Origin of the sequence: Streptomyces sp. NPDC051214 (genome assembly GCF_040682375.1) — a bacterium.
Lineage (GTDB): Bacteria > Actinomycetota > Actinomycetes > Streptomycetales > Streptomycetaceae > Streptomyces.
In genome coordinates, this window is record NZ_JBFBAT010000003.1 from 39,430 (window position 1) to 61,251 (window position 21,822).

Sequence of the window (21,822 nt, forward strand, 5' to 3'; positions counted from 1 at the left end):
CGCGTGACTACTTGTCGCGCAGGTCCACGATCCGCTTGAACTTGCCCACCGACCGCTCGATGGTCTCCGGGTCGACGATCTCGACCTTCACCGAGACGCCGATGCCGTCCTTCACCGCCGACGCGATCTCCCGGGCCGCCGCATCGCGCCGCTCGGGCGTCGTGTCCGCGCGGGACTCGGCCCGGACCGTCAGCGCGTCCATGCGGCCCTCGCGGGTCAGGCGCAGCTGGAAGTACGGCGCGACGCCCGGCGTCCGCAGGACGATCTCCTCCACCTGCGTGGGGAAGAGGTTCACCCCGCGCAGGATCACCATGTCGTCCGACCGGCCCGTGATCTTCTCCATCCGGCGGAAGACGCGTGCGGTGCCGGGCAGGAGCCGGGTCAGGTCGCGGGTGCGGTAGCGGATGACGGGCATGGCCTCCTTGGTGAGGGAGGTGAAGACCAGTTCGCCGCGCTCGCCGTCCGGCAGGACGTCGCCGGTGATCGGGTCCACCACCTCCGGATAGAAGTGGTCCTCCCAGATGTGCAGGCCGTCCTTGGTCTCCACGCACTCCTGGGCGACTCCGGGGCCGATGACCTCCGAGAGCCCGTATATGTCGACCGCGTCGATCGCGAACCGCTCCTCGATCTCGCGGCGCATCTCCTCCGTCCACGGCTCGGCGCCGAAGATGCCGACCTTCAGGGACGTCGTGCGCGGGTCGACTCCCTGGCGCTCGAACTCCTCCAGGAGCGTGAGCATGTAGGAGGGCGTGACCATGATGATCTCGGGGCGGAAGTCCTGGATCAGCTGGACCTGGCGCGCCGTCATGCCGCCGGACGCGGGAATGACCGTGCAGCCGAGGCGCTCTGCCCCGTAGTGCGCGCCGAGTCCGCCGGTGAACAGGCCGTATCCGTACGCCACATGGACTTTGTGGCCGGGGCGGCCGCCCGCCGCGCGGATCGAGCGGGCGACGACGTCCGCCCACATCGTCAGGTCCTGCTCGGTGTAGCCGACGACCGTGGGCCGGCCCGTGGTGCCACTGGACGCGTGCAGGCGGCGTACCTCGGACTGTTCGACCGCGAACATTCCGAAGGGGTAGTTGTCCCGCAGGTCGGTCTTGGCCGTGAAGGGGAAGCGGGACAGGTCGGCGAGTGTGCGGCAGTCGTCGGGGCGCAGGCCCGCCTTGTCGAACGCCGCCCGGTAGAAGGGCACGTTCTCGTACGCGTGCAGCAAGGTGTCCTGGAGGCGCTCCAGCTGCAGCGCCTCCAGCTCCTCGCGCCCGAGGCGCTCCGCCGCGTCCAGCATGGCCGTCATATGCGGTTTCTCCCGTCCCAAACGGGCGACCGATCATTCGGTCGTCGATCTTCCGTCAAGGTCAGTAATCCAGCCATGGAGGCGGCCGTCAAGAGATCGCGCAGGGCGGCCTTGAGCTGCGGCGCGATGGCCCTGCGGCATTGTCCGGGTGCGGCGTGGGATGTGATGATCGCCCCCATGCCGACATCCAGGGGAATCGCCGTGCGTCCTGTCCCGTCCGTGAGGCGTCTGCTTGCTGCCGGGGCCGTGACGGTGGCCCTGCTCGCCGGTGGCGGGGGCGGGGTGGCGGTCGCCTCCCCGACGCCGCAGTCGCAGCCTGCCGTGTCGTCGTACGCCCGGCTCCACCCCCTGGTCGATCTCGCCGCCCAGCGCCTGGCCACCGCCGATCTCGTCGCCGCCGCGAAGTACGGCACGGGGAGCCCCATCGACGACCCGGTCCGCGAGAAGCAGGTGCTCGACGACGTCGCGCGGCAGGCGCGGGAGCTCGGCGCCGATCCCGAGGCGACCGTGCGGATCTTCCGGGACCAGATCGAGGCCAACAAGGTGGTGCAGCGGGAGTTGCACCGTCGGTGGGACGCGGACCCCGCGCAGGCGCCGACGCCGGAGGAGCGGCCTGATCTGGCGGAGGTTCGCGAGGAGATCAACCGGGTGAACGGGGAGTTGGTGCGGGGGATCGCCGCGTCGCCCGCTGCTCGGACGGCGCCGTCCTGCCGGGGGTTTGTGGCGGTGGCGGGCGTACGGGTGCGGGGTGAACGGCACCTTGACGCGCTGCATGCCGTGGCTCTGGGGCGGGCGCTGCCGTCCGTCTGCTCGAACTGACGCTTTTCCTGTCCCGCCGCTTCGCGCCGGATTTTTTCCCGCCCACCCACCCGATTGCCCCGCGGTGACGAGGGGTGGGTGGGCAGCGGAGCGCTCGTGCCTGGCCGCCGCCATGCGGCCGGTCGCTGCAGCCAGCCCGCCCTGCCCTCAGCCCCCCGCCGCCACCGCCTTCGCCCACCGGTAGTCCGCCTTGCCGCTCGGGGAGCGTTGGATCTCGGGGGTGAAGACCACGGCGCGGGGGATCTTGTAGCCGGCGAGGTGGGTGCGGCAGTGGGTCTGGAGGGCTTCGAGGTCCAACGGGGGTGCCCCTTCCCGTAGTTGCACGACCGCGGCCACGCGGTTGCCCCAGCGTTCGTCGGGGACCCCGGCGACCAGCGCGTCGTACACGTCCGGATGGGACTTGAGCGCCTGCTCGACCTCCTCCGGGTACACCTTCTCGCCGCCGGTGTTGATGCACTGCGAGCCCCGGCCGAGGACGGTGACGATGCCCTCCTCGTCGACCGTGGCCATGTCGCCGAGCAGCACCCAGCGCTCCTCGCCCTTCTGGAAGAACGTCTCGGCGGTCTTCGCCGGGTCGTTGTAGTAGCCGAGGGGCACGTGGCCGCGCTGGGCCAGGCGGCCCACGACGCCCACCGGCACCGGCTCGTGGGTGGCCAGGTCCACCACCTGCGTACGTTCGTTGACCTCCAGACGGAAGCCCTTCTCCGGGCCCGAGTCGTCCGTCGCCTTGCCGTTGGAGCCGGACTCGGAGGACCCGAAGTTGTTCAGGAGCAGGACGTTGGGGGCCAGCTCCTGGAACTGGGCGCGCACCGTCTCCGACATGATCGCCCCGGAGGACGAGACGCTGAAGAGCGAGGACAGGTCGGTTCCCTTGAGCGGGCCGTGCAGGGCGTCGATGAGCGGCCTGAGCATCGCGTCGCCCACCAGCGACACGCTGGAGACCTTCTCCCGCTCGATCGTGCGGAGCAGCTCCTCGGGGACGTACTTGCGGTGGATGGCCACCCGCTGGCCGTAGTTGAAGGCGATGAACGACGTCAGCGTCGACGTGCCGTGCATCAGCGGGGGAGCGGGGAAGAACGTGATGCCGGGACCGCCCGCCGCGACACGCTCCGCCAGCTCCTCGGGCCGCTTCACCGGCTCACCCGCCGGCTCTCCGCCGAAGAGCCCGGCGAAGAACAGGTCCTCCTGGCGCCACATGACGCCCTTGGGCATGCCGGTGGTGCCGCCGGTGTAGATGATGAACAGGTCGTCCGCGGAGCGCGGACCGAAGCCGCGCTCCGGCGAACCCGCCGCCTCCGCCTCGGTGAAGGCCACCACGTCGAGCGCGGGCGCGTCGTCCGGCGGGGACCCCACCCGCACCAGATGCCGCAGCTTCTCCGTGCGCGGCAACGCGGCCGCGACCCGCTCGGTGAACTCCGCGTCGAAGACGAGCGCGGCGAGGTCGGCGTCGCGGTAGAGGTAGACCAACTCCTCTTCCACGTAGCGGTAGTTGACGTTGACGGGGACGAGGCGTGCCTTGAGGCAGGCGAGGACGGTCTGGAGGTACTCGACGCCGTTGTAGAGGTGCAGCCCCAGATGCTCGCTGGGCTTGAGGCCGCTGTCGATCAGGTGGTGCGCGATGCGGTTGGCGGCCCGGTCCAGCTCGGCGTACGTCAGCCTGCGTTCCTCCCCGGTGCCGGGGTGATCGATGTACACGAGCGCCTCGCGGTCGGGGACCACGTCGACGACCGACTCGAACAGGTCGGCAAGGTTGTACTCCACCGCTCCTCCTGACCCCGGCGTCATCTCTTCTTGTCTTCTGGTCTTCGTGTCTTCTGGCGGTCATCAGAGCAGAGGCGCCCACAAGTGTGAAGGGTCCCCGTGCAAGAAATCTGACTGACTGTCAGAAAACTATTGAACTGGCTCCCCGCCTACTGCAACCTGTTCCAGGTCCGAAGCCGACAGCAGGTGGAGAGGGAGCACGGCCATGGGTGGGACGGAACATCTCGCTGTGCGACGCGAAGGCGCCACACTGATACTCACGCTCAACCGGCCGGAGGCGAAGAACGCGCTGTCGCTGCCGATGCTGGTGGGCCTCTACGACGGCTGGGTGGCCGCCGACGAGGACGACGCGATCCGCTCCGTCGTGCTCACCGGAGCGGGCGGCGCGTTCTGCGCCGGCATGGACCTCAAGGCCCTCGCGGGCAAGGGCATGGACGGCGAGCAGTACCGGGACCGCATGAAGGCCGACCCCGATCTGCACTGGAAGGCGATGCTGCGCCATCACCGCCCCCGCAAGCCCGTCATCGCCGCCGTCGAGGGGTACTGCGTCGCGGGCGGCACGGAGATCCTTCAGGGCACCGACATCCGCGTCGCGGGCGAGTCCGCGACGTTCGGGCTCTTCGAGGTCAAGCGCGGGCTTTTCCCGATCGGCGGCTCGACCGTGCGGCTGCCTCGCCAGATTCCTCGTACGCACGCCCTGGAGATGCTCCTTACCGGGCGGCCCTACTCGGCGAGGGAGGCCGCCGGTATCGGGCTCATCGGGCATGTCGTGCCGGACGGCACCGCCCTGGAGAAGGCCCTCGCCATCGCCGAGCAGATCAACGCGTGCGGGCCACTGGCCGTGGAGGCGGTGAAGGCGTCCGTGTACGAGGCCGCCGAGATGTCCGAGGCGGACGGTCTCGCGGCGGAGCTGAAGCGGGGGTGGCCGATCTTTGACACCTCCGATGCGAAGGAGGGCTCCAGAGCCTTTGCCGAGAAACGGGCCCCGGAGTTTCGGCGGGCCTAGGTCGATTGCCACCTGCGGGCCGGTGGGGGCTGATCGCGCAGTTCCCCGCGCCCCTGACGGGCGCCCCTGACGGGCGCCCCCTGACGGGGCGCCCGCCCGCCCCTCGCCTAGAAACGGAGATCTGCTCATGGCATCCGCTCCCTCCCCCGAAGTGCTGCGTGCGCCTCTCGTTGTTGAGTTTCCGTTCACCCGGTCCCTCGGGCCCGTGCAGAGTGCCTTTCTGACCGGGTTGCGTGAGCGGACCGTGCTCGGGGTGAAGACCACCGACGGGCGCACGCTCGTCCCGCCCGTCGAGTACGACCCCGTGACCGCCGACGAGATACGCGATCTCGTCGAGGTCGCCGCCACCGGCACCGTCACCACCTGGGCCTGGAACCACGAACCCCGCAGGGGGCAGCCCCTGGACCGCCCCTTCGCCTGGGTCCTGGTGAAGCTCGACGGCGCCGACACCGCCCTGCTGCACGCCCTGGACGCGACGGGCCCCGACGCCGTCGAAACCGGCATGCGCGTCCGGATCCGCTGGGCCGGCGAACGCGTCGGCGCCATCACCGACATCGCCTGCTTCGAGCCGGACGACGCCCCGGCGGGAGAGGGACCCCGGCCGCACACCGGGGAGTTCAGTGACCCCGTCACCGGCATCGTCGCCGCCGCCCGCCTCGACTACACGTACGCGCCGGGCCGTGCCCAGACCGCCTACATCAAGGCGCTCTCCGAACAGAAGACCGTCGGCGAGCGCTGCCCCTCCTGCCGCAAGGTCTACGTACCGCCCCGCGGCGCCTGCCCCACCTGCGGCGTCGCCACGGCGGAGCGGGTCGAGGTCGGGCCCCGCGGCACCGTCACCACGTACTGCATCGTCAACATCAAGGCGAAGAACCTCGACATCGAAGTGCCCTACGTCTACGCGCACATCGCCCTCGACGGCGCCGACCTCGCCCTGCACGCACGGATCGCGGGCATCCCCTACGACCAGGTGCGGATGGGGCTCCGGGTCGAGCCGGTGTGGACCGAGGGCGCCCGCTTCCCCGATCACTACCGGCCCACGGGCGAGCCGGACGCCGACTACGACACGTACAAGGAGCTGGTGTAGATGCCGTCCGCCAAGCCGTCGGTGATGCGGCCCGTCCGGGACATCGCCGTCGTGGCCTTCGGGCAGACCGACCACCTGCGCTCGACCGACGAGCTCTCCGAGGTGGAGATGCTCATGCCGGTCCTGCACCAGGTCCTCGCCGCCACCGGCCTGAAGACCAGCGACATCGGCTTCACCTGCTCGGGCTCGTCGGACTATCTCGCGGGACGCGCCTTCTCCTTCACGATGGCGCTCGACGGGGTGGGGGCCTGGCCGCCGATCTCCGAGTCGCACGTCGAGATGGACGGGGCCTGGGCGCTGTACGAGGCGTGGACCAAGCTGCTCACCGGCGACGCCGACACCGCGCTCGTGTACTCCTACGGGAAGTCGTCCCCCGGATCGGTGCGCGACGTGCTGACCCGGCAGCTCGACCCGTACTACGTGGCGCCCCTCTGGCCCGACTCGGTCGCCCTCGCCGCACTCCAGGCGCAGGCCCTGATCGACGCGGGGGACGCCGACGAGCCCGCGCTCGCCGGGGTCGCGGCGCGCAGCCGCCGGGACGCGTCCGACAACCCGCACGCGCAGCTGCGCGGAGCGGTCCCGCAGGGTGACTATCTCGTACGTCCCCTGCGTACCGGCGACTGCCCGCCCATCGGGGACGGTGCCGCCGCAGTGATCCTCGCGGCGGGGGACCGGGCCCGTGAGCTCTGCGAACGGCCCGCGTGGATCCGCGGCATCGATCACCGCATGGAGGCGCACAGCCTGGGCGTGCGCGACCTCACCGACTCACCGTCCAGCCGCCTGGCCGCCGAGCGCGCCGGTGCCTTCGAACGGCCCGTGGACACCGCCGAGTTGCACGCCCCGTTCACCTCCCAGGAGCTCGTCCTGCGCAAGGCGCTGAAGCTGGGCGACGACGTCGCGGTGAACCCCTCAGGGGGCGCGCTCGCCGCGAACCCCGTCATGGCCGCCGGACTGATCCGGATCGGCGAGGCCGCCGCCCGCATCCACCGCGGTGCGTCGGACCGGGCCCTCGCGCACGCCACATCAGGCCCGTGCCTGCAGCAGAACCTGGTCGCCGTCCTCGAAGGAGAGTCGTCATGAGCGGGGTGAGCGGGGTGGGCAAGGAGCCCGTGGCCGTCGTCGGGATCGGCCAGACCAAGCACGTCGCCGCCCGGCGGGACGCGTCGATCGCCGGCCTCGTCCGGGAGGCCGCCCAACAGGCGCTCGCGGACGCCGAGTTGACGTGGGCCGACATCGACGCCGTGGTCATCGGCAAGGCGCCGGACTTCTTCGAGGGCGTCATGATGCCCGAGCTGTACCTCGCCGACGCGCTCGGCGCGGTGGGCAAACCCATGCTGCGCGTCCACACCGCGGGCTCCGTCGGCGGCTCCACGGCCCTGGTCGCCACGAACCTGGTCGCGGGCCGCGTCCACGGCACCGTGCTCACCCTCGCCTTCGAAAAACAGTCGGAATCCAACGCGATGTGGGGTCTCTCTCTCCCCATCCCCTTCCAGCAGCCGCTCCTCGCGGGCGCGGGCGGCTTCTTCGCCCCGCATGTGCGCGCCTACATGCGGCGCACCGGCGCACCCGACACGGTCGGCTCGCTCGTCGCCTACAAGGACCGCCGCAACGCCCTGAAGAACCCCTACGCCCACCTGCACGAACACGACATCACCCTGGAGAAGGTGCAGGCGTCGCCGATGCTCTGGGACCCGATCCGCTACTCCGAGACCTGCCCGTCGTCCGACGGGGCCTGCGCGATGATCCTCACCGACCGTGCGGGCGCCGCCCGTTCGCCCCGGCCGCCCGCGTGGATGCACGGCGGCGCGATGCGCAGCGAGCCGACCCTGCACGCGGGCAAGGACTTCGTGTCGCCGCAGGCGGGCAAGGACTGCGCCGCCGACGTCTACCGGCAGGCGGGCATCAGCGACCCGCGGCGCGAGATCGACGCCGTCGAGATGTACGTGCCGTTCTCCTGGTACGAGCCGATGTGGCTGGAGAACCTGGGCTTCGCCGAGGAGGGCGAGGGCTGGAAGCTGACCGAGTCGGGCGTGACGGAGCTGGACGGCGATCTGCCCGTCAACATGTCGGGCGGTGTCCTGTCCACCAATCCCATCGGCGCCTCGGGCATGATTCGCTTCGCCGAAGCGGCACTTCAGGTGCGCGGTCAGGCAGGCGAGCACCAGATCGACGGGGCCCGCAGGGCGCTCGGACACGCCTACGGAGGCGGCTCGCAGTTCTTCTCCATGTGGCTGGTCGGCGCGGAGCCGCCCACGACGTGACGGGTGTGCCGCGCCGGACGGAGGGGTGTCCTCCTGCCGCGGCCTGTCCGGCACCGGAACCGAAAGCTAGGCTGGCGGGCGGACGACGCATCGGGAGGAGCACGGACGTGGCCGAAGGCACCATTCAGCAGCATCCGCTCGCAGGTCAGCAGCGCCCGCTCGCGGGCTGGGACAAGCCGGAGCTCGACCTCAGCACAGCGGACTGGCAATCGAGCAGCGAGGGGCGGGGTGACGTGGAGATCGCCTTTGTCGAGGGCTTCATCGCGATGCGCAACGCAGGCCGTCCCGAGAGCCCGTCCCTCATCTTCACCCCGGCGGAGTGGGGAGCGTTCGTGCACGGCGCGCGTGCGGGGGAGTTCGACCTGACGTAGGCCGTGTGGGGCGTTGTGACCCCCGTCTCCGGCTGTCGCGGCCGCTCGCGGCTCATGCCGTGCTGACCTGGTGACCTCGGACATCCGCCGTCGGCCCGTCTCCCGAACGGGGCGGGGACCGGCAGCGGAGCCGGTCGACCCAGGCCTTGCGCCGGAGACGAGGAAGCCATGAGTGACGACGCCCCCGTTGAACCTGTCGCGGCCGACCGGCCCGTCGACGGACCTGTCGTCGTGGCCGTCGACGGGTCGGCAGGCAGTGACCACGCCCTGGAATGGGCCCTGACCGCGGCGCGCCTGCGGGACGCGCCGCTGCGGATCGTGCACGTGCGGCAGTACGCGATGCCGCTCGCCGACGGCCCGTACATGCCGGCCATCGACCACCGCCCGGACGCCGACCCGGTCGTCGACCGGGTGCGCGCGGCCCTGGAGGGCCGGGCACAGCTGCCCCCGTTGACTGTCGAGGTCATGGAGGGCACCCCGGGGCGGGACATCCCCCGGCTCGGCGACGCGGCGCGGCTCCTTGTCCTCGGGTCACGCGGGCGCGGCGGCTTCGCCAGCCTGCTGCTCGGCTCGAACGGCATCGCGTGTGCGCGCGAAGCGGCGTGCCCCGTGGTCGTGGTGAGGCCGGACAAGGAGCTCACGGCGGGGGCCGAGCCGTGCGTGGTGCTCGGCCTGGACGCGCTTTCCCCGCACGCGTACACGATCGGCTTCGCCTTCGCGGAAGCGGCGCTGCGCGGCGCGGTGCTCCGGGTCGTGTGCGCTTATCCCGGGCCCGTCCTCGTCTACACCGCTACCGGCGACTTCGTGACCTCGGCGGAGGCGGACGCGGCGACCGCGGCGCAGTACACGGAGCTGGCGGGCGAGCAGCTCGCGCCCTTCCAGGAGCGGTACCCGCACGTGCGCGTCGAGAGGGAGGTCCTGCCGGGGGACGCGGCGGGTCTCCTGGTGGACGCCTCGCGGGAGGCGGAGCTCATGGTGGTGGGAAGGCACCACAGCCGCAGGTCGCTGGGACGGCTGATGGGGTCGGTGACCAACGCGGTGCTGCTGCATGCGAAGGGTGCGGTGGCTGTGGTGCCTCCGGAACCCCACTAGGGGCGGCTCACCCTCCGGCCTGAAGCCCGAACCCCGAACCCCGATTGCCGATCCCTGAGCCTCACCGCAGCACCACGCACCCCCGCCCCTCCAGCCTCCGCAGCAGCTCCTCCGGCACGGTGACCTCGTTCCAGCGCAGGTCGAGTTTCTCCAGCGCGGGCAGGTCGCCGATCCAGGCCGGGAGTTCGCGCAGCCGGTTGGCCCGCAGATCGATCCTGCGCAGGAGGGGCAGGCCGCGCAGAGCATCCGGCACCCTCTCGAACGCGTTCTCGCGCAGCTCCAGTTCACGCAGCTCGTGCAGGCCGCCGAACGCGTCGGGCAGCGTCGTGAGGCGGTTGCCGCGCAGCCACAGCTCACGCAGGGACTTCAGGGCGCCCAGCGACGAAGGGACCGAGGCGAGGCGGTTGTGCTGGGCGCGCAGTTCCACCAGGGCGTCGAGTGAGCCCAGGGTGTCCGGCAGCGCTGTGAGCCGGTTCTCGCCCACGTTCAGATACGTCAGCCGCTTCAGGTTGCCCAGGGAGTGCGGCAGCGAGGTGAGGCGGTTGTCGTGGACGTAGAGGAAGCGGCTCAGGGCGGTCAGGTCCCCCAGCTCCGGCGGAAGTTCGGTCAGGGAGTTGTGGCCCAGGTCCAGGGTGTGCAGTGCGGTCAGGGTGCCGATCCGGGCGGGGAGCCGTGTGAGCGCGTTGTCGGGCAGGAGCAGCACCTCCAGGGACGGGTGGTGCCACACCTCGGCGGGGACGTCGCTCAGGCCGCCGTGCCAGTAGTTGAGTACGTTCTCGGTGCCGACCGTCATGTGAGGTCCTTTCGTCCTGAGTGGCTGACCATCGCACGTAGCACCGCTGTGGCCGAATCGGCTCCCGGCGGGCCCCACGGGCGCAACCTGAAGTGCCTGAAGTCCAGGGCCCGCGCCGCGAGAAGCGCCCGGCGCACCACCGTGGCGAGGGGTGTCCCATGGTGCAGCACGTCACCCACGGCAAACGGATCCTCTTCGAGCGTGAAAGCGAACTCGCCGCGGTCGACGAGGCGTTGAGCGAGCTGTGCGGCCTGGCGCAGGACGGCTCCGAGCCGCCGGACAGGCCCCGCGGCGCCCTCATCGCCTTCGCGGGGCGAGCGGGCCTCGGCAAGACCTCCCTGCTCGCCGAGGCGCGGCGCCGCGCCGTCGCCAAGGGCTGCACGGTGGCGCCGGCCCGCGGCGGCGACCAGGAGCAGCGGGTCGCCTTCCACGTGGCACGGCAACTGGTCCAGCCGCTGCTCGCCTCCGTCCCGGACGCGGAACTGCGGGAGGTGCTCGGCAGTTGGTACGCCATCGTCGGCCCCGCCCTCGGGCTGTGCGCGGCGCCGGACGACGCGCCGCCCGACCCGCAGGGTCTGCGGGACGGCCTCGACTGGGTGCTCACCCATCTCGCCGTGCAGCGCGCCCCGCTGGTCGTCGTGATCGATGACGCGCACTGGGCCGACGCGGAGTCGCTGAGCTGGCTCTCCGCCTTCGCGCCGCGCGCGGAAGCCCTGCCGTTGCTGCTGGTCGTCGCCTACCGGCCCGAGGAACTGCCCGCGCACGCCGAGGAGTTCAGAGGCCTGCCCGGACGTGCCGGACAGCGGCCCATCGGACTCGAACCGCTCAGCGCCACCGCCGTCGCCCGCCTCGTGCGCGACTCGCTCGGCGCCCGCGCCGACGACGCGTTCTGCCGCGAGTGCTGGGCGGTGACCGCGGGCAATCCGTTCGAGGCCGTGGAGCTCACCGCGAAGGTGCGCGACCGCGGTCTGACCCCCGACGAGGCCGGCGCGCATCTGCTGCGCGATCTCGCCGCGGCCGTCAAGGGCAGCGGCCTCGTCGCCCGACTCGAGCGCCTCGGCACCTCCACCGTCCGGTTCGCCTGGGCCTGCGCCGTCCTCGGCACCTCGATCTCCCCGGCACTGGCCGCGACCGTCGCGGGCATCGGCGAGCGCGAGGCCGCCGACTGCGCGGACCGGCTGCGCCGCGCCCGGGTCCTGACCGGCGCCCGCACCCTGGAGTTCGTGCACCCGCTGATCGCCACGGCCGTCTACCGCGCCATCCCCAGCGGCGTACGCGTCGCCCTGCACGGACAGGCAGCCATGACGGTCGTCAACGCGGGACTCGGGGCGTCCGCCGCCGCACGGCATCTCCTGGAGGTCCACCCCGACGGCGACACCTGGGTCGTGCAGCAACTGCGCGCCGCCGCCCGCGAGACCGTCCGCGCGGGCGCCCCCGACGCCGCACGGCGCTATCTGGCCCGCGCCCTGCGGGAACCCCCGCCCTGGGAGGACCGCGCCGCCGTCCTCTACGAACTCGGCTGCGCGTCCCTCCTGACCGAGCCGGCGACCACCGTCAACCACCTGCGCGCCGCGCTCGAGGAGCCCATCACCGATCCCGCCCTGCGCCACGGCATCGTCTACCGCCTCTCCCAGGTCCTCGCCCACTCCGACCGCCTGGGCGAGGCCTCCGACACCCTCGCCCGGGAGATCCGGCTGACCACCGAGCCACGGGTACGGATCCGGATGCAGGCCGAGCAGTTCATGTGGGACGCCTTCCGGGCCGACGAGCCGGACTCGCCCGCCCGCTCACGGCGCCTGGCCCGCCTCGCCGACCGGCTGCCGGGGCACGACCTCACCGAGCGGTACATCATCGGGCTGCGCGCCTGGGACGCGATGCTGCGCGCGGAACCCGCCGGGACGGCCGTGCGCAACGCGGAGCGCGCCCTGGTCGGCGGGCTCGGCTGGGCCGAGGAGGGCCGTGGCTTCGAGGTCCCCGTCCTCGTCGCGCTCACCTTCCTGTACGCGGACCGCCCTGGCCGGGCCGAGGAGCTGTTCGCCGCCGGGATCGCCGACTTCGAGCGGCAGGGCTGGCGCGGCGCCCATCTGTCGTTCGCGTACACGCTGCTCGGGTACGTGCGTTTCCGCCGGGGGCGCCTCGCCGAGGCCGAGGACTTCGTGCGCGCGGGGCTGCGGATGGCCGAACGGGTCGGGTCGGGGACTCCCGCCCACTGGTACGCCGTGGGCATCCTCGTCGAGATCCTGCTGGCCCGTGGCCGCGTCGCCGAAGCCACCCGCACCGCGGAGGAGTACGGCTTCGGGGCGCCGTTCCCCGCGGCCGTTGTCTTCCCCGACGCGCAGGCCGTGCACGGCGAACTGCTGCTCGCCCGCGGTCTCACCAAGGACGCGGCCGCCGAACTCGCCGCGACGGGGCGCCGCCTCGACCCGCGCGGCATGCGCAACCCCGCCTGGTGCCCCTGGCAGCTGCACCTCGCGCTCGCCGAGGCAGCGGACGCCCCCGAGCGCGCCCTCACCACCGCGTACGAGGCGGTCCGGCGCGCCCGCAGGTTCGCCACCGCTTCGGCGGTCGGGCAGGCGCTGCGGATCACCGCCGAGGTGGCGTCGGGCTCCGCGCGCATCAAGCTCCTGGAGGAGTCCGTCAGCCACCTGGAGCGGTCGCCCGCGGCGTACGAACTCGCGTGTGCGCTGGTCGCCCTCGGCGCCGAACTGCGACGCGCCGGCCGCTCCAAGGACGCCGCCGACCCCCTCTACCGGGGGTTGGAGGCGGCCGTCCAGTGCGGCGCGGACGGCCTGGTCGAGCTGGCCCGCGACGAACTGGCGGCGGCCGGCCTGCGCCCCCGCCTGCTGCACAGCACCGAGACCGACACGCTCACCGCACGCGAGCGGACCGCCGCGGTGCTCACCGCCCGGGGCGACTCGGCCGCCCGCGTCGCCGAGGAGCTGCACACCGACGAGCCGGCGGTCGTGCGGCTGCTGTCCGCCGTCTACCGGAAAGTGGGAACGGACCGCTCTGGTCTCGCTGCCGCACTCGCGCCCCACGACCCCCGCTGACCTCGCACTGAACACCGTCCCGCCCGCCGCGCGCCCCGTACGCGGCGCCGCCGCCCCCGCGCCGACAAGCACCGCGGGCCACGTACCATTGGCGCATGTCCTTCCTCCGCCGCCGCAGCTCCGCCACTCCCGCTGGCCCGGACTTCGATGTCCTCGCCATGGACCCGGGTGACTGGCCCGGCAATCTCGGCGCGGGCCTGCTGCCCGCCCCCGACGGCAGCTGCCAGGGCGTCTTCCTGCGCTACGACCTCTTCGGCGGGCGCGGCCCCGCGATGATCATCGGCAATCTGCCCGAGGGCTCCCCGGCGCGCGACACGGCCGACGACGAGGTGCCCTTCGAGGTGGCCCAGCTGCTGCTCGCGCTGGAGAACGACGAGGAGGTCACCGTCGTCACCACCGAGGACATGCCGGTGATGCAGGGCGACAACCTCCTCATCGTGCGCCGGCTCAAGCTCTCGGAAAGCCGTATCTCCTGCGTGCAGTTCGACCGCAGCGACGGCGTCCTGGTGACCATCGCCGCCTGGGACCGGCCGATCACCGACGATCTGTACGCCCTCCTGAAGCCGCTGCCCGCGGAGCTCTTCCAACAGGGCTGACACGCCCGGCACCGCGCAGGCCACTCGCCCACCCCTCCTGCCGGAGGGGTGGGTTTTGTCATGCGCCTTGCCAGGCCAGTCATCGGACTTTTAACGTGACCGGTCATGACTCCCGGGATCTCGCGAAGAACCACGATGAAGTCCGCCGTAGGCGGAGCAGCCGTACTGGCATCGGGTGGAGGCGTACTCGCCGGTACCGCGACCGCAGCCGACAGCAAACCCGACGGGCGCGATACCTCCGATGAATCGCTGCTCTGGTACACGGCGCCCGCCGCCGACTGGGAACGCGAGGCCCTTCCCGTCGGCAACGGCGCACTCGGTGCCATGATCTTCGGCACCCTCGCCTCCGAGCGACTCCAGTTCAACGAGAAGACCCTGTGGACCGGCGGCCCCGGCTCCCGCGAGGGCTACGACCACGGCAACTGGCGCGAGGCCAGACCCGGCGCCCTCGCCGCGGTGCAGAAGGACCTCGACGAGAACGGCAGGCTCGCCCCCGACGCGGTCGCCGCCGACCTCGGCCAGTCCCGCCGCGGCTACGGCGCCCACCAGACCTTCGGCGATCTGCACCTCGACGTGCCCGGCGCCCCGGCCGAGCCCGACGCCACGTACCGCCGCACCCTCGATCTCCGCACCGGCCTGGCGACCGTCACCTACACCCACCAAAAGGTGCGCCACGAACGGGAGTTCTTCGCCTCCTACCCCGACGGCGTGCTCGTCGGACGCCTCACCGCCGACCGCCCCGCGAGCGTCACCTGCACCCTGCGCCACACCTCGCCCCGCGCCGACTTCACCGTGAAGGCGGACGGTGGCCGGATGACCGTACGCGGTGAACTCGCCGACAACGGGCTGAAGTTCGAGGCTCAGCTGCGCGTCGTGCACCAGGGCGGCACGCGCACGGCGAACGCGGACGGCAGCATCACCGTCAGAGGCGCCGACCACGTCTGGTTCGCGCTCGCCGCCGGAACCGACTACGCCGACACCTACCCCGACTACCGCGGGGACGACCCGCACGCACACGTCACCGCCACCGTCGACAAGGCCGTCGCCCGCGGCCACGGCGCGCTGCGCGCCCGCCATCTGCGCGACCACCGCGACCTGTTCGGCCGCGTGTCCCTCGACATCGGCCAGGCCGCTCCCGCCGACGTCCCGACCGACCAGCTGCTCAAGGGGTACGGGTCAGGTGCGAGCGCCGCCGACCGGGCCCTCGAAGCCCTCTTCTTCCAGTACGGCCGCTACCTCCTCATCGCCTCCTCACGGCCGGGCTCGCTGCCCGCCAACCTCCAGGGCGTGTGGAACCACAGCACCACCCCGCCCTGGTCAGCGGACTACCACACCAACATCAACCTCCAGATGAACTACTGGCTCGCCGAGGCCGCCAACCTCGCCGAGACCACCGCCCCCTACGACCGCTTCGTCGAGGCGTTGCGCGCACCGGGGCGGCGTACGGCGAAGGAGATGTTCGGCTCACGGGGCTGGGTGGTGCACAACGAGACCAACCCCTACGGCTTCACCGGCGTCCACGACTGGTCGACCGCCTTCTGGTTCCCCGAGGCCGCCGCCTGGCTCACCGCGCAGCTCTACGAGCACTACCGCTTCGGCGGCTCCACCGCGTACCTGCGCACCACCGCCTATCCGGTGATGAAGGAGGCTGCCGAGTTCTGGCTCGACAACCTGCGCACCGATCCGCGTGACGGCACCCTCGTCGTCACCCCCAGCTATTCGCCCGAGCACGGCGATTTCACTGCGGGCGACTCCATGGCCCAGCAGATCGTGCACGACCTGCTCACCAACACCCTGGAGGCGGCCCGCGTGCTGGGCGACTCGGCCGCCTTCCGCGCCGAGCTCGAAAAGATCCTCGGCAAGCTCGATCCCGGCCTGCGCGTCGGTTCCTGGGGCCAGCTCCAGGAGTGGAAGGCCGACCTGGACTCAAGGACGGACGACCACCGGCACGTCTCCCACCTCTACGCCCTGCACCCCGGACGCCAGATCGAGCCGGGCAGCAAGTGGGCCGACGCCGCGAAGGTCTCCCTGACCGCGCGCGGCGACGGCGGCACCGGCTGGTCCAAGGCGTGGAAGGTCAACTTCTGGGCGCGGCTCCGCGACGGCGACCACGCGCACAAGATGCTCGGCGAGCAGCTCAAGACCTCGACGCTGCCCAACCTCTGGGACACCCATCCGCCGTTCCAGATCGACGGCAACTTCGGGGCGACCTCCGGCATCGTGGAGATGCTCCTGCAGAGCCAGTTCGACGTCATCGAGGTGCTGCCCGCGCTGCCCGCGAGCTGGCCCGACGGATCGGTGCGCGGCCTGCGGGCGCGCGGTGGGGCGCGCCTCGACGTCGAGTGGTCGGGCGGCCGGGCCACCCGCATCGTCCTCACGGCCACCCGCACCCGCGAACTCACCGTGCGCAGCGCCCTGTTGAAGGGCGGCGAGAAGACCTTCAAGGCGCGGGCCGGACAGCGATACGTCTTCGACTGAGCACCTGCCCACCGAGACGGCCGGGGCCGGGTCCGCCCCCACGCGAACCCGGCCCCGACCGTCCTCGGCCTGCTCTAGGCGCCCGAGCGCACCACCTTCACGTCGGCCGCCCTGACATACGCCACGCGATGCCCGAACTGCACCTCGTAGTACATGTCCTTGCCGCGCACCACCTTGTGCGGCGTCGTGTCGAACGTCGGCGCGTAGAAGTACTCGCCGGGCACCTTGCCGCCGATCGCGTACTTCTGTCCCGCGAGGAGCTTGTACGGCAGGGGCGTGACCGGCTGCACCGGGACGCCCGCCGGGTACGCCTCCTTCTCCGGGTAGGCGCGCCCGTACACCGGGACCTCCTGGGCGTCGCCCTTCGGCGTCACCACGAGGCCCTTCGCGTCGACGGCCGTCGGCTGCTTCCTCGGGTTCTTGAACCAGGCCTTCTGGCCCAGGTACCAGACGGCGGTCCAGTCGCCCTTGCGGTCGGCGACCGCGTACTGCTGGCCGGTGGAAAGGCGGGCGCCGGTGTCGTTCACGCCGATCGTCGAGTCGCCGCCGCCGGGCCGCAGGCCGATATCCTTGATGAGCGGCGCGTCGTCGCGGGGCTCGGTGTGGACGCGTACCGCGGCCGAGCCGTGCGGCACGCACGTCTCGCCCGGCTTGACGCAGCCGGTGTACTCCGGCCGGTTCTTGGAGTACTCGGGCGCCACCGTCACCAGGCCGCCGTTCGGGCCCGCCGTGCGCTTGAACGGCTTGCCCATCAGCGTGAAGTAGTGCTGCCAGTCCCAGTACGGGCCCGGGTCGGTGTGCATGCCCGCGATCGTCGACGGCAGCGTGCCCGGGACGTTGTCGTGGCCGATGATGTGCTGGCGGTCCAGCGGGATGTCGTACTTCTTGGCGAGGTACTTCACCAGGCGCGCCGACGAGCGGTACATCGCCTCCGTGTACCAGGTGTCGGGCGCCGTCAGGAAGCCCTCGTGCTCCAGGCCGATCGACTTGGAGTTCACGTACCAGTTGCCCGCGTGCCAGGCGACGTCCTTGGCCTTCACGTGCTGGGCGATGTGGCCGTCGGTGGAGCGCAGGGTGTACTGCCAGGAGACGTACGTGGGGTCCTGCACCATGTTGAGGACGCCTTCCCAGCGGCCCTCGGTGTCATGGACGACGATGGTGTCGATGCTCTGGCTCCTGGGCCGGTCCGCCAGGTCGTGGTTGCCGTAGTCGTCGTTGCCGTTGGGGTCCTTGAACTCCTCGTACGGAGCCGGGATCCACTCGCAGGACACGGTCGAGGGGCACTCGGTCTCGCCCTTCGGCGCCTTGCGCAGCCCCATGCCCCGCACCTGCGCGGCATCCGGCTTCAGGCCGGCGACCGGTGTGAGCGCCACCTGCTGGCCGGCGTCCGTGGTGCGCGACTGCCCGTCGTGGATGACGGCGAAGACGTCGTTGGCGTACGTCGCCGCGGTGGCCTGGTCGTCCGCACCGGAGAAGCGGGCGATCGCGCCGTACCAGTCGGCCGGGTCGTCGCTCAGCGGCTTGCCGAGCTTCTTCTGCGCGGCGGCGAGCAGGGCGGCCCCGCCGCGTACGTTGGCGGCGGGGTCGGTGCGCAGCCGCTCGGCGGAGAGACCGCTGACCTCGGCGGCGCGGCGCAAGGTCTTGAGCCGGGCGGGCAACTCGGAGTTCTCGGGGACCTTGGCCGTGAACTCCTCCGGCTTGAGGACTCCCCGTGACGCGTCGCCGCGCGGGTCCTCCTCGCCCTCGCTGTGGTGCGGGGCGGCGGCGACCGCGGTGCGCGCGTCGGTGAGGTGCATGGGGCCGTACCCGCCGGTCACGCTCGGCGCGCCGCCGTGGGCGTCCCAGCGGGACTGCAGATAGGACACCCCGAGCAGCACGCTCTGCGGTACGCGGTATTCGGCGGCCGCGGCCGCGAAGGTGCCCTGCAGCTCACCGCCCGCACCGGGAGCGCCCGGCGACGCGGTGGGCGAGGCGGACGGGGCGGCACCGAGCAGCGGAAGCAGCAGGCCGGCGGAGACAAGGGCGCACGCGGTCCTGACGGCGCGTCTGTGCGCGGCAGGGGTGCGGGCGGTGGCGGATCCTCGCAATGCAGCCTCCTGGGACGGTGAAGCGTGATGGGGCGTGCGGGGCCGGGCGTGCGTCAGTGGTACCGGCTCTCCGACGATCCGTCAATCATGCCCAGGGGAGCGAATTTCCCATGTCAACGCCCGTCCCGGCGGGTTTCGCCCCAGGAGGCCGCACGGCCTGCGGCGCGTCAGTGGAGTGGACCAATGAGGTCTGGTCCACCTGTTCGGATCAGCGCGCGGCGCCCGACAGGGCCCGGTCCACCTGCCGCGGGGACAGTGCGTGCTCGACGGCCAGGATGCCCGCGCCGATGGCCGCCGCGTTCTCGCCCGTACGGCTCGGCTCGATCCGCAGCACATGGGTGGCCAAGGGGTGCGACCTGCGGTACACCGCCTCCCGTACGCCCGCGAGGAGTTGGTCGTGCACGGCGGCCAGCGCCCCGCCGACCACCACCGTGTCGGGGTTGAAGAAGTTCACCAAACCCGCGAGCACCTCGCCCACCGCGCGGCCCGCCTCGCGCACCATGCGGACGGCGTCGCGGTTGCCGGACTTCACGAGCCGTACGACATCGCTGCCCGACGTCGCCGGCAGGCCGAGCTCGGACAGCTTGCGGGCGATGGCCGCACCGCCCGCCACCGCCTCCAGGCAGCCGGAGTTGCCGCACCGGCAGGGGTCCTCGATGTCACCCACCCGGATGTGCCCGATGTCGCCCGCGCTGCCCTGCGCGCCCCGGTGCAGCCGGCCGTCGGCGACGATGCCGCAGCCGATGCCCGTGCCCACCTTGATGTAGAGCAGATAGCGCGTGTCGGGGAAGGCGCGGCGCTGCTCGGCGAGCGCCATCACGTTCACGTCGTTGTCGACCAGGGCCCGGGGCCCGAACCGCTCGGCGAAGAACTCCGGGATGGGGAACTGGTGCCAGCCCGGCATGATCGGCGGATCCACCGGGCGGCCCGTCGAGAACTCCACGGGCCCCGGCACCCCGACCCCGATGGACTGGAGCGAGGCGGAATCGCGCGCGGTCTCCTTGAGCAGGGTGTGCAGCGTCCGCTCGACGTGGCCGAGCACCTCCTGCGGGCCGTCCGCGATGGAGATCGGGTCCTCGCGCAGGGCGAGCATCTCACCGCCGATGTCCAGGAGGGCGACCCGGCAGTGCGAGGCACCCAAGTCGACGCCCGCCACGGCGTGTTCCCGGGTGCGCAGGCGCAGCCGCCGCGGTGGCCGGCCGCCCGTGGAGCCGCCGTCCGCCTCCTCGGTGAGGAAGCCGTGCGCGATCAGCGCGTCCACCCGCTGGGACACCGTCGACCGCGCGAGCCCCGTCATCCGGGCGATGTCGGCGCGGGTCTCCACCGCCCCCGTGCGGAGCAGGGCGAGGACTTCGCCGGGTGTCGACGGTACGGAAACGGGGTGATCCGGCGCTCCAGACATGGCAGCAACCTTAGGGACGAGTTTGGCTGCTCACAAGGCTGATGCTGTTCGACGATCGACCTAAGTGCCCGTCAACTTGCTTGTGCAGAAAGGTGCTTGGGCCCTTGACAGGTCAAAGTTCCCTCATCACATTGCTCTGCAGACCGCTGCCGAAGGAGCCGAGGGTGCAGGCGATGCAGGCGACGCAACAGATGTTGGCGATGCGCGGGGTGTCCAAGAGCTTTCTCGGAGTGCGAGTGCTGCACGGAGTGTCGCTCGACCTCGCCGCCGGCGAGGTGCACGCCCTGGTCGGTGAGAACGGCGCCGGCAAGTCCACCTTGATGAAGGTCCTCGCGGGTGAGCACGTTCCCGACGAGGGCAGCATCGTGCTCGACGGAACGGAGCATGCCTTCAGCCACCCGGCGCAGGCCCAGGCCGCCGGGGTCGGCATCATCCACCAGGAGTTCGCGCTGCTCCCGCACCGGACGGTCGCGGAGAACGTCTTCCTGGGCCGCGAGCCGACCCGTCACGGCCTCGTCGACCGCCGCGCGATGGAGGCCCGCACGGCGGAGCTCCTCGCCGAGGTCGGCGTGGCGGGCATCACGCCCCGCACGTACATCCGGGACCTGTCCGTCGCCCGCCAGCAGACCGTCGAGATCGTCAAGGCGCTCGCCTCCGACGTCCGGGTCCTGGTCATGGACGAGCCGACCGCGCCGCTCGCCGACCACGAGGCGGGCCTCCTGCACGACCTCGTGCGCCGCCTCGCGGCCCGCGGTCTCGGCATCCTGTACATCTCGCACCGGCTGCGCGAGGTCTTCGAACTCTCGCAGCGCATCACGGTGTTGAAGGACGGCCGCCACGTCACGACGGTACGCACCCAGGACACCGACACCGACCAGGTCGTACGCGCCATGGTGGGCCGGGAGCTGAGCGCCTACTACCCGCCGCGCGCCCGCCCCGACGACATCGGCGAGGTACGCCTCACCGTCACGGGCGGCGGCAACGACCGGCTGAGCGGCATCGACCTGACGCTGCGCGCGGGCGAGATCACCGGCATCGCGGGCCTGGAGGGCTCGGGCCGTACGTCCCTGGCGCGGGCCCTGTTCGGGGCCGCCCCGTTCACCGGCGGGGCCATGACGGTGAACGGCGAAGCCCTGCGGCCCACGAGCCCGCGCCAGGCCATTCGCGCCGGGATCGCCCTGGTGACCGAGGACCGCAAGGCCGAGGGGCTCGCCCTGCGGCAATCCGTGCGCGACAACGCCCTGCTCGTCACGCGCGCCGTACCGGCCCGCGGGGAGCCGCCCGCCGCCCGCGAACTCACCGCACTCCTCGAACGGGTACGGCTCCAGGCGCGCGGCGAGGACCAGGAGGCCCGCTACCTCTCCGGCGGCAACCAGCAGAAGGTCGTCATCGCCAAGTGGCTCGCCGCCCGCCCCCGCGTCCTGCTCTTCGACGAACCGACCCGGGGTGTCGACGTGGGCGCCAAGGCCGCCATCCACACCCTGGTCCGCGAACTGGCCCGCGAGGGCATCGCGGTCCTGATCGTCTCCTCCGAACTGCCCGAACTCATCGGCATGAGCGACCGCGTCCTCGTCATGGCCGAGGGCCGCATCGCCGGTGAACTGCCGGCGGGAGCGTCCGAGGAGGACGTGATGCACCTGGCCACGAGCGCCCCCTCCGGCGACCCGAGCGCCCCGTCCGGAAAGGACTCCGTCGCGTGAGCGGTACCAGCCTCGCCCCACCGCC

The 21,822-nt window shown here is 71.9% G+C and carries 16 protein-coding genes; 11 read left to right on the plus strand and 5 right to left on the minus strand.

Annotated elements, in window-relative coordinates; translation table 11 throughout:
• Positions 1–7: 7 nt before the first annotated feature.
• Positions 8–1,294, minus strand: a complete 1,287-nt coding sequence (gene paaK / locus AB0M70_RS08270; protein WP_365817687.1) for a phenylacetate--CoA ligase PaaK — start codon at positions 1,292–1,294, stop codon at positions 8–10.
• A 228-nt stretch (positions 1,295–1,522) separates the two neighbouring features.
• Here paaK and AB0M70_RS08275 point away from each other — a divergent pair, with 228 nt between their 5' ends.
• Positions 1,523–2,113, plus strand: coding sequence for a chorismate mutase (locus AB0M70_RS08275; protein WP_365818739.1), 591 nt, complete (start codon positions 1,523–1,525; stop codon positions 2,111–2,113).
• Between the two features lie 147 nt (positions 2,114–2,260).
• Here AB0M70_RS08275 and AB0M70_RS08280 read toward each other — a convergent pair whose 3' ends face one another.
• Entirely contained in the window at positions 2,261–3,874 is a 1,614-nt protein-coding gene (locus AB0M70_RS08280) for an acyl-CoA synthetase (protein ID WP_365817689.1), read from the minus strand.
• A 205-nt stretch (positions 3,875–4,079) separates the two neighbouring features.
• Here AB0M70_RS08280 and AB0M70_RS08285 point away from each other — a divergent pair, with 205 nt between their 5' ends.
• The 6 genes from AB0M70_RS08285 (at position 4,080) to AB0M70_RS08310 (ending at position 9,691) form a co-directional block, all read left to right on the plus strand.
• Positions 4,080–4,880: a crotonase/enoyl-CoA hydratase family protein gene (locus AB0M70_RS08285; protein ID WP_365817691.1), complete on the plus strand. Its 801-nt coding sequence runs from the start codon at positions 4,080–4,082 to the stop codon at positions 4,878–4,880.
• A gap of 127 nt (positions 4,881–5,007) precedes the next feature.
• Positions 5,008–5,967: an OB-fold domain-containing protein gene (locus tag AB0M70_RS08290; RefSeq protein WP_365817693.1), complete on the plus strand. Its 960-nt coding sequence runs from the start codon at positions 5,008–5,010 to the stop codon at positions 5,965–5,967.
• A complete protein-coding gene (locus tag AB0M70_RS08295) occupies positions 5,968–7,047 on the plus strand; it encodes a thiolase domain-containing protein (RefSeq protein ID WP_365817695.1) in 1,080 nt (359 codons plus the stop codon).
• A gap of 14 nt (positions 7,048–7,061) precedes the next feature.
• A complete protein-coding gene (locus AB0M70_RS08300) occupies positions 7,062–8,228 on the plus strand; it encodes a thiolase domain-containing protein (protein ID WP_365818741.1) in 1,167 nt (388 codons plus the stop codon).
• 107 nt (positions 8,229–8,335) lie between these two features.
• Complete coding sequence (locus AB0M70_RS08305; protein WP_336605706.1) at positions 8,336–8,599, plus strand: DUF397 domain-containing protein; 264 nt, start codon at positions 8,336–8,338, stop codon at positions 8,597–8,599.
• A 168-nt stretch (positions 8,600–8,767) separates the two neighbouring features.
• On the plus strand, positions 8,768–9,691 hold the full coding sequence (locus tag AB0M70_RS08310) for a universal stress protein (protein ID WP_365817697.1): 924 nt from the start codon (positions 8,768–8,770) through the stop codon (positions 9,689–9,691).
• 61 nt (positions 9,692–9,752) lie between these two features.
• Here the strand turns inward: AB0M70_RS08310 and AB0M70_RS08315 are convergent, their stop codons facing one another.
• On the minus strand, positions 9,753–10,484 hold the full coding sequence (locus AB0M70_RS08315; RefSeq protein WP_365817699.1) for a leucine-rich repeat domain-containing protein: 732 nt from the start codon (positions 10,482–10,484) through the stop codon (positions 9,753–9,755).
• Positions 10,485–10,642: 158 nt separating this feature from the next.
• On the opposite strand from AB0M70_RS08315, the gene AB0M70_RS08320 reads away from it, so the two are divergent.
• From AB0M70_RS08320 to AB0M70_RS08330, 3 genes are all read left to right on the plus strand, one after another.
• Complete coding sequence (locus tag AB0M70_RS08320; RefSeq protein WP_365817701.1) at positions 10,643–13,534, plus strand: AAA family ATPase; 2,892 nt, start codon at positions 10,643–10,645, stop codon at positions 13,532–13,534.
• Between the two features lie 95 nt (positions 13,535–13,629).
• Positions 13,630–14,130 carry a hypothetical protein gene (locus AB0M70_RS08325; protein WP_365817703.1) on the plus strand — a complete coding sequence of 167 codons (501 nt, stop codon included), beginning with the start codon at positions 13,630–13,632 and terminating at the stop codon, positions 14,128–14,130.
• Positions 14,131–14,265: 135 nt separating this feature from the next.
• Complete coding sequence (locus AB0M70_RS08330; RefSeq protein ID WP_365817705.1) at positions 14,266–16,608, plus strand: glycoside hydrolase family 95 protein; 2,343 nt, start codon at positions 14,266–14,268, stop codon at positions 16,606–16,608.
• A 74-nt stretch (positions 16,609–16,682) separates the two neighbouring features.
• Here AB0M70_RS08330 and AB0M70_RS08335 read toward each other — a convergent pair whose 3' ends face one another.
• Both AB0M70_RS08335 and AB0M70_RS08340 read right to left on the minus strand, forming a co-directional pair.
• Positions 16,683–18,695: an N-acetylmuramoyl-L-alanine amidase gene (locus tag AB0M70_RS08335; protein ID WP_365817707.1), complete on the minus strand. Its 2,013-nt coding sequence runs from the start codon at positions 18,693–18,695 to the stop codon at positions 16,683–16,685.
• A gap of 208 nt (positions 18,696–18,903) precedes the next feature.
• Positions 18,904–20,097: an ROK family transcriptional regulator gene (locus tag AB0M70_RS08340; protein ID WP_365817709.1), complete on the minus strand. Its 1,194-nt coding sequence runs from the start codon at positions 20,095–20,097 to the stop codon at positions 18,904–18,906.
• A gap of 191 nt (positions 20,098–20,288) precedes the next feature.
• Here AB0M70_RS08340 and AB0M70_RS08345 point away from each other — a divergent pair, with 191 nt between their 5' ends.
• Positions 20,289–21,797: a sugar ABC transporter ATP-binding protein gene (locus AB0M70_RS08345; protein WP_365818743.1), complete on the plus strand. Its 1,509-nt coding sequence runs from the start codon at positions 20,289–20,291 to the stop codon at positions 21,795–21,797.
• Positions 21,798–21,822 lie beyond the last annotated feature (25 nt).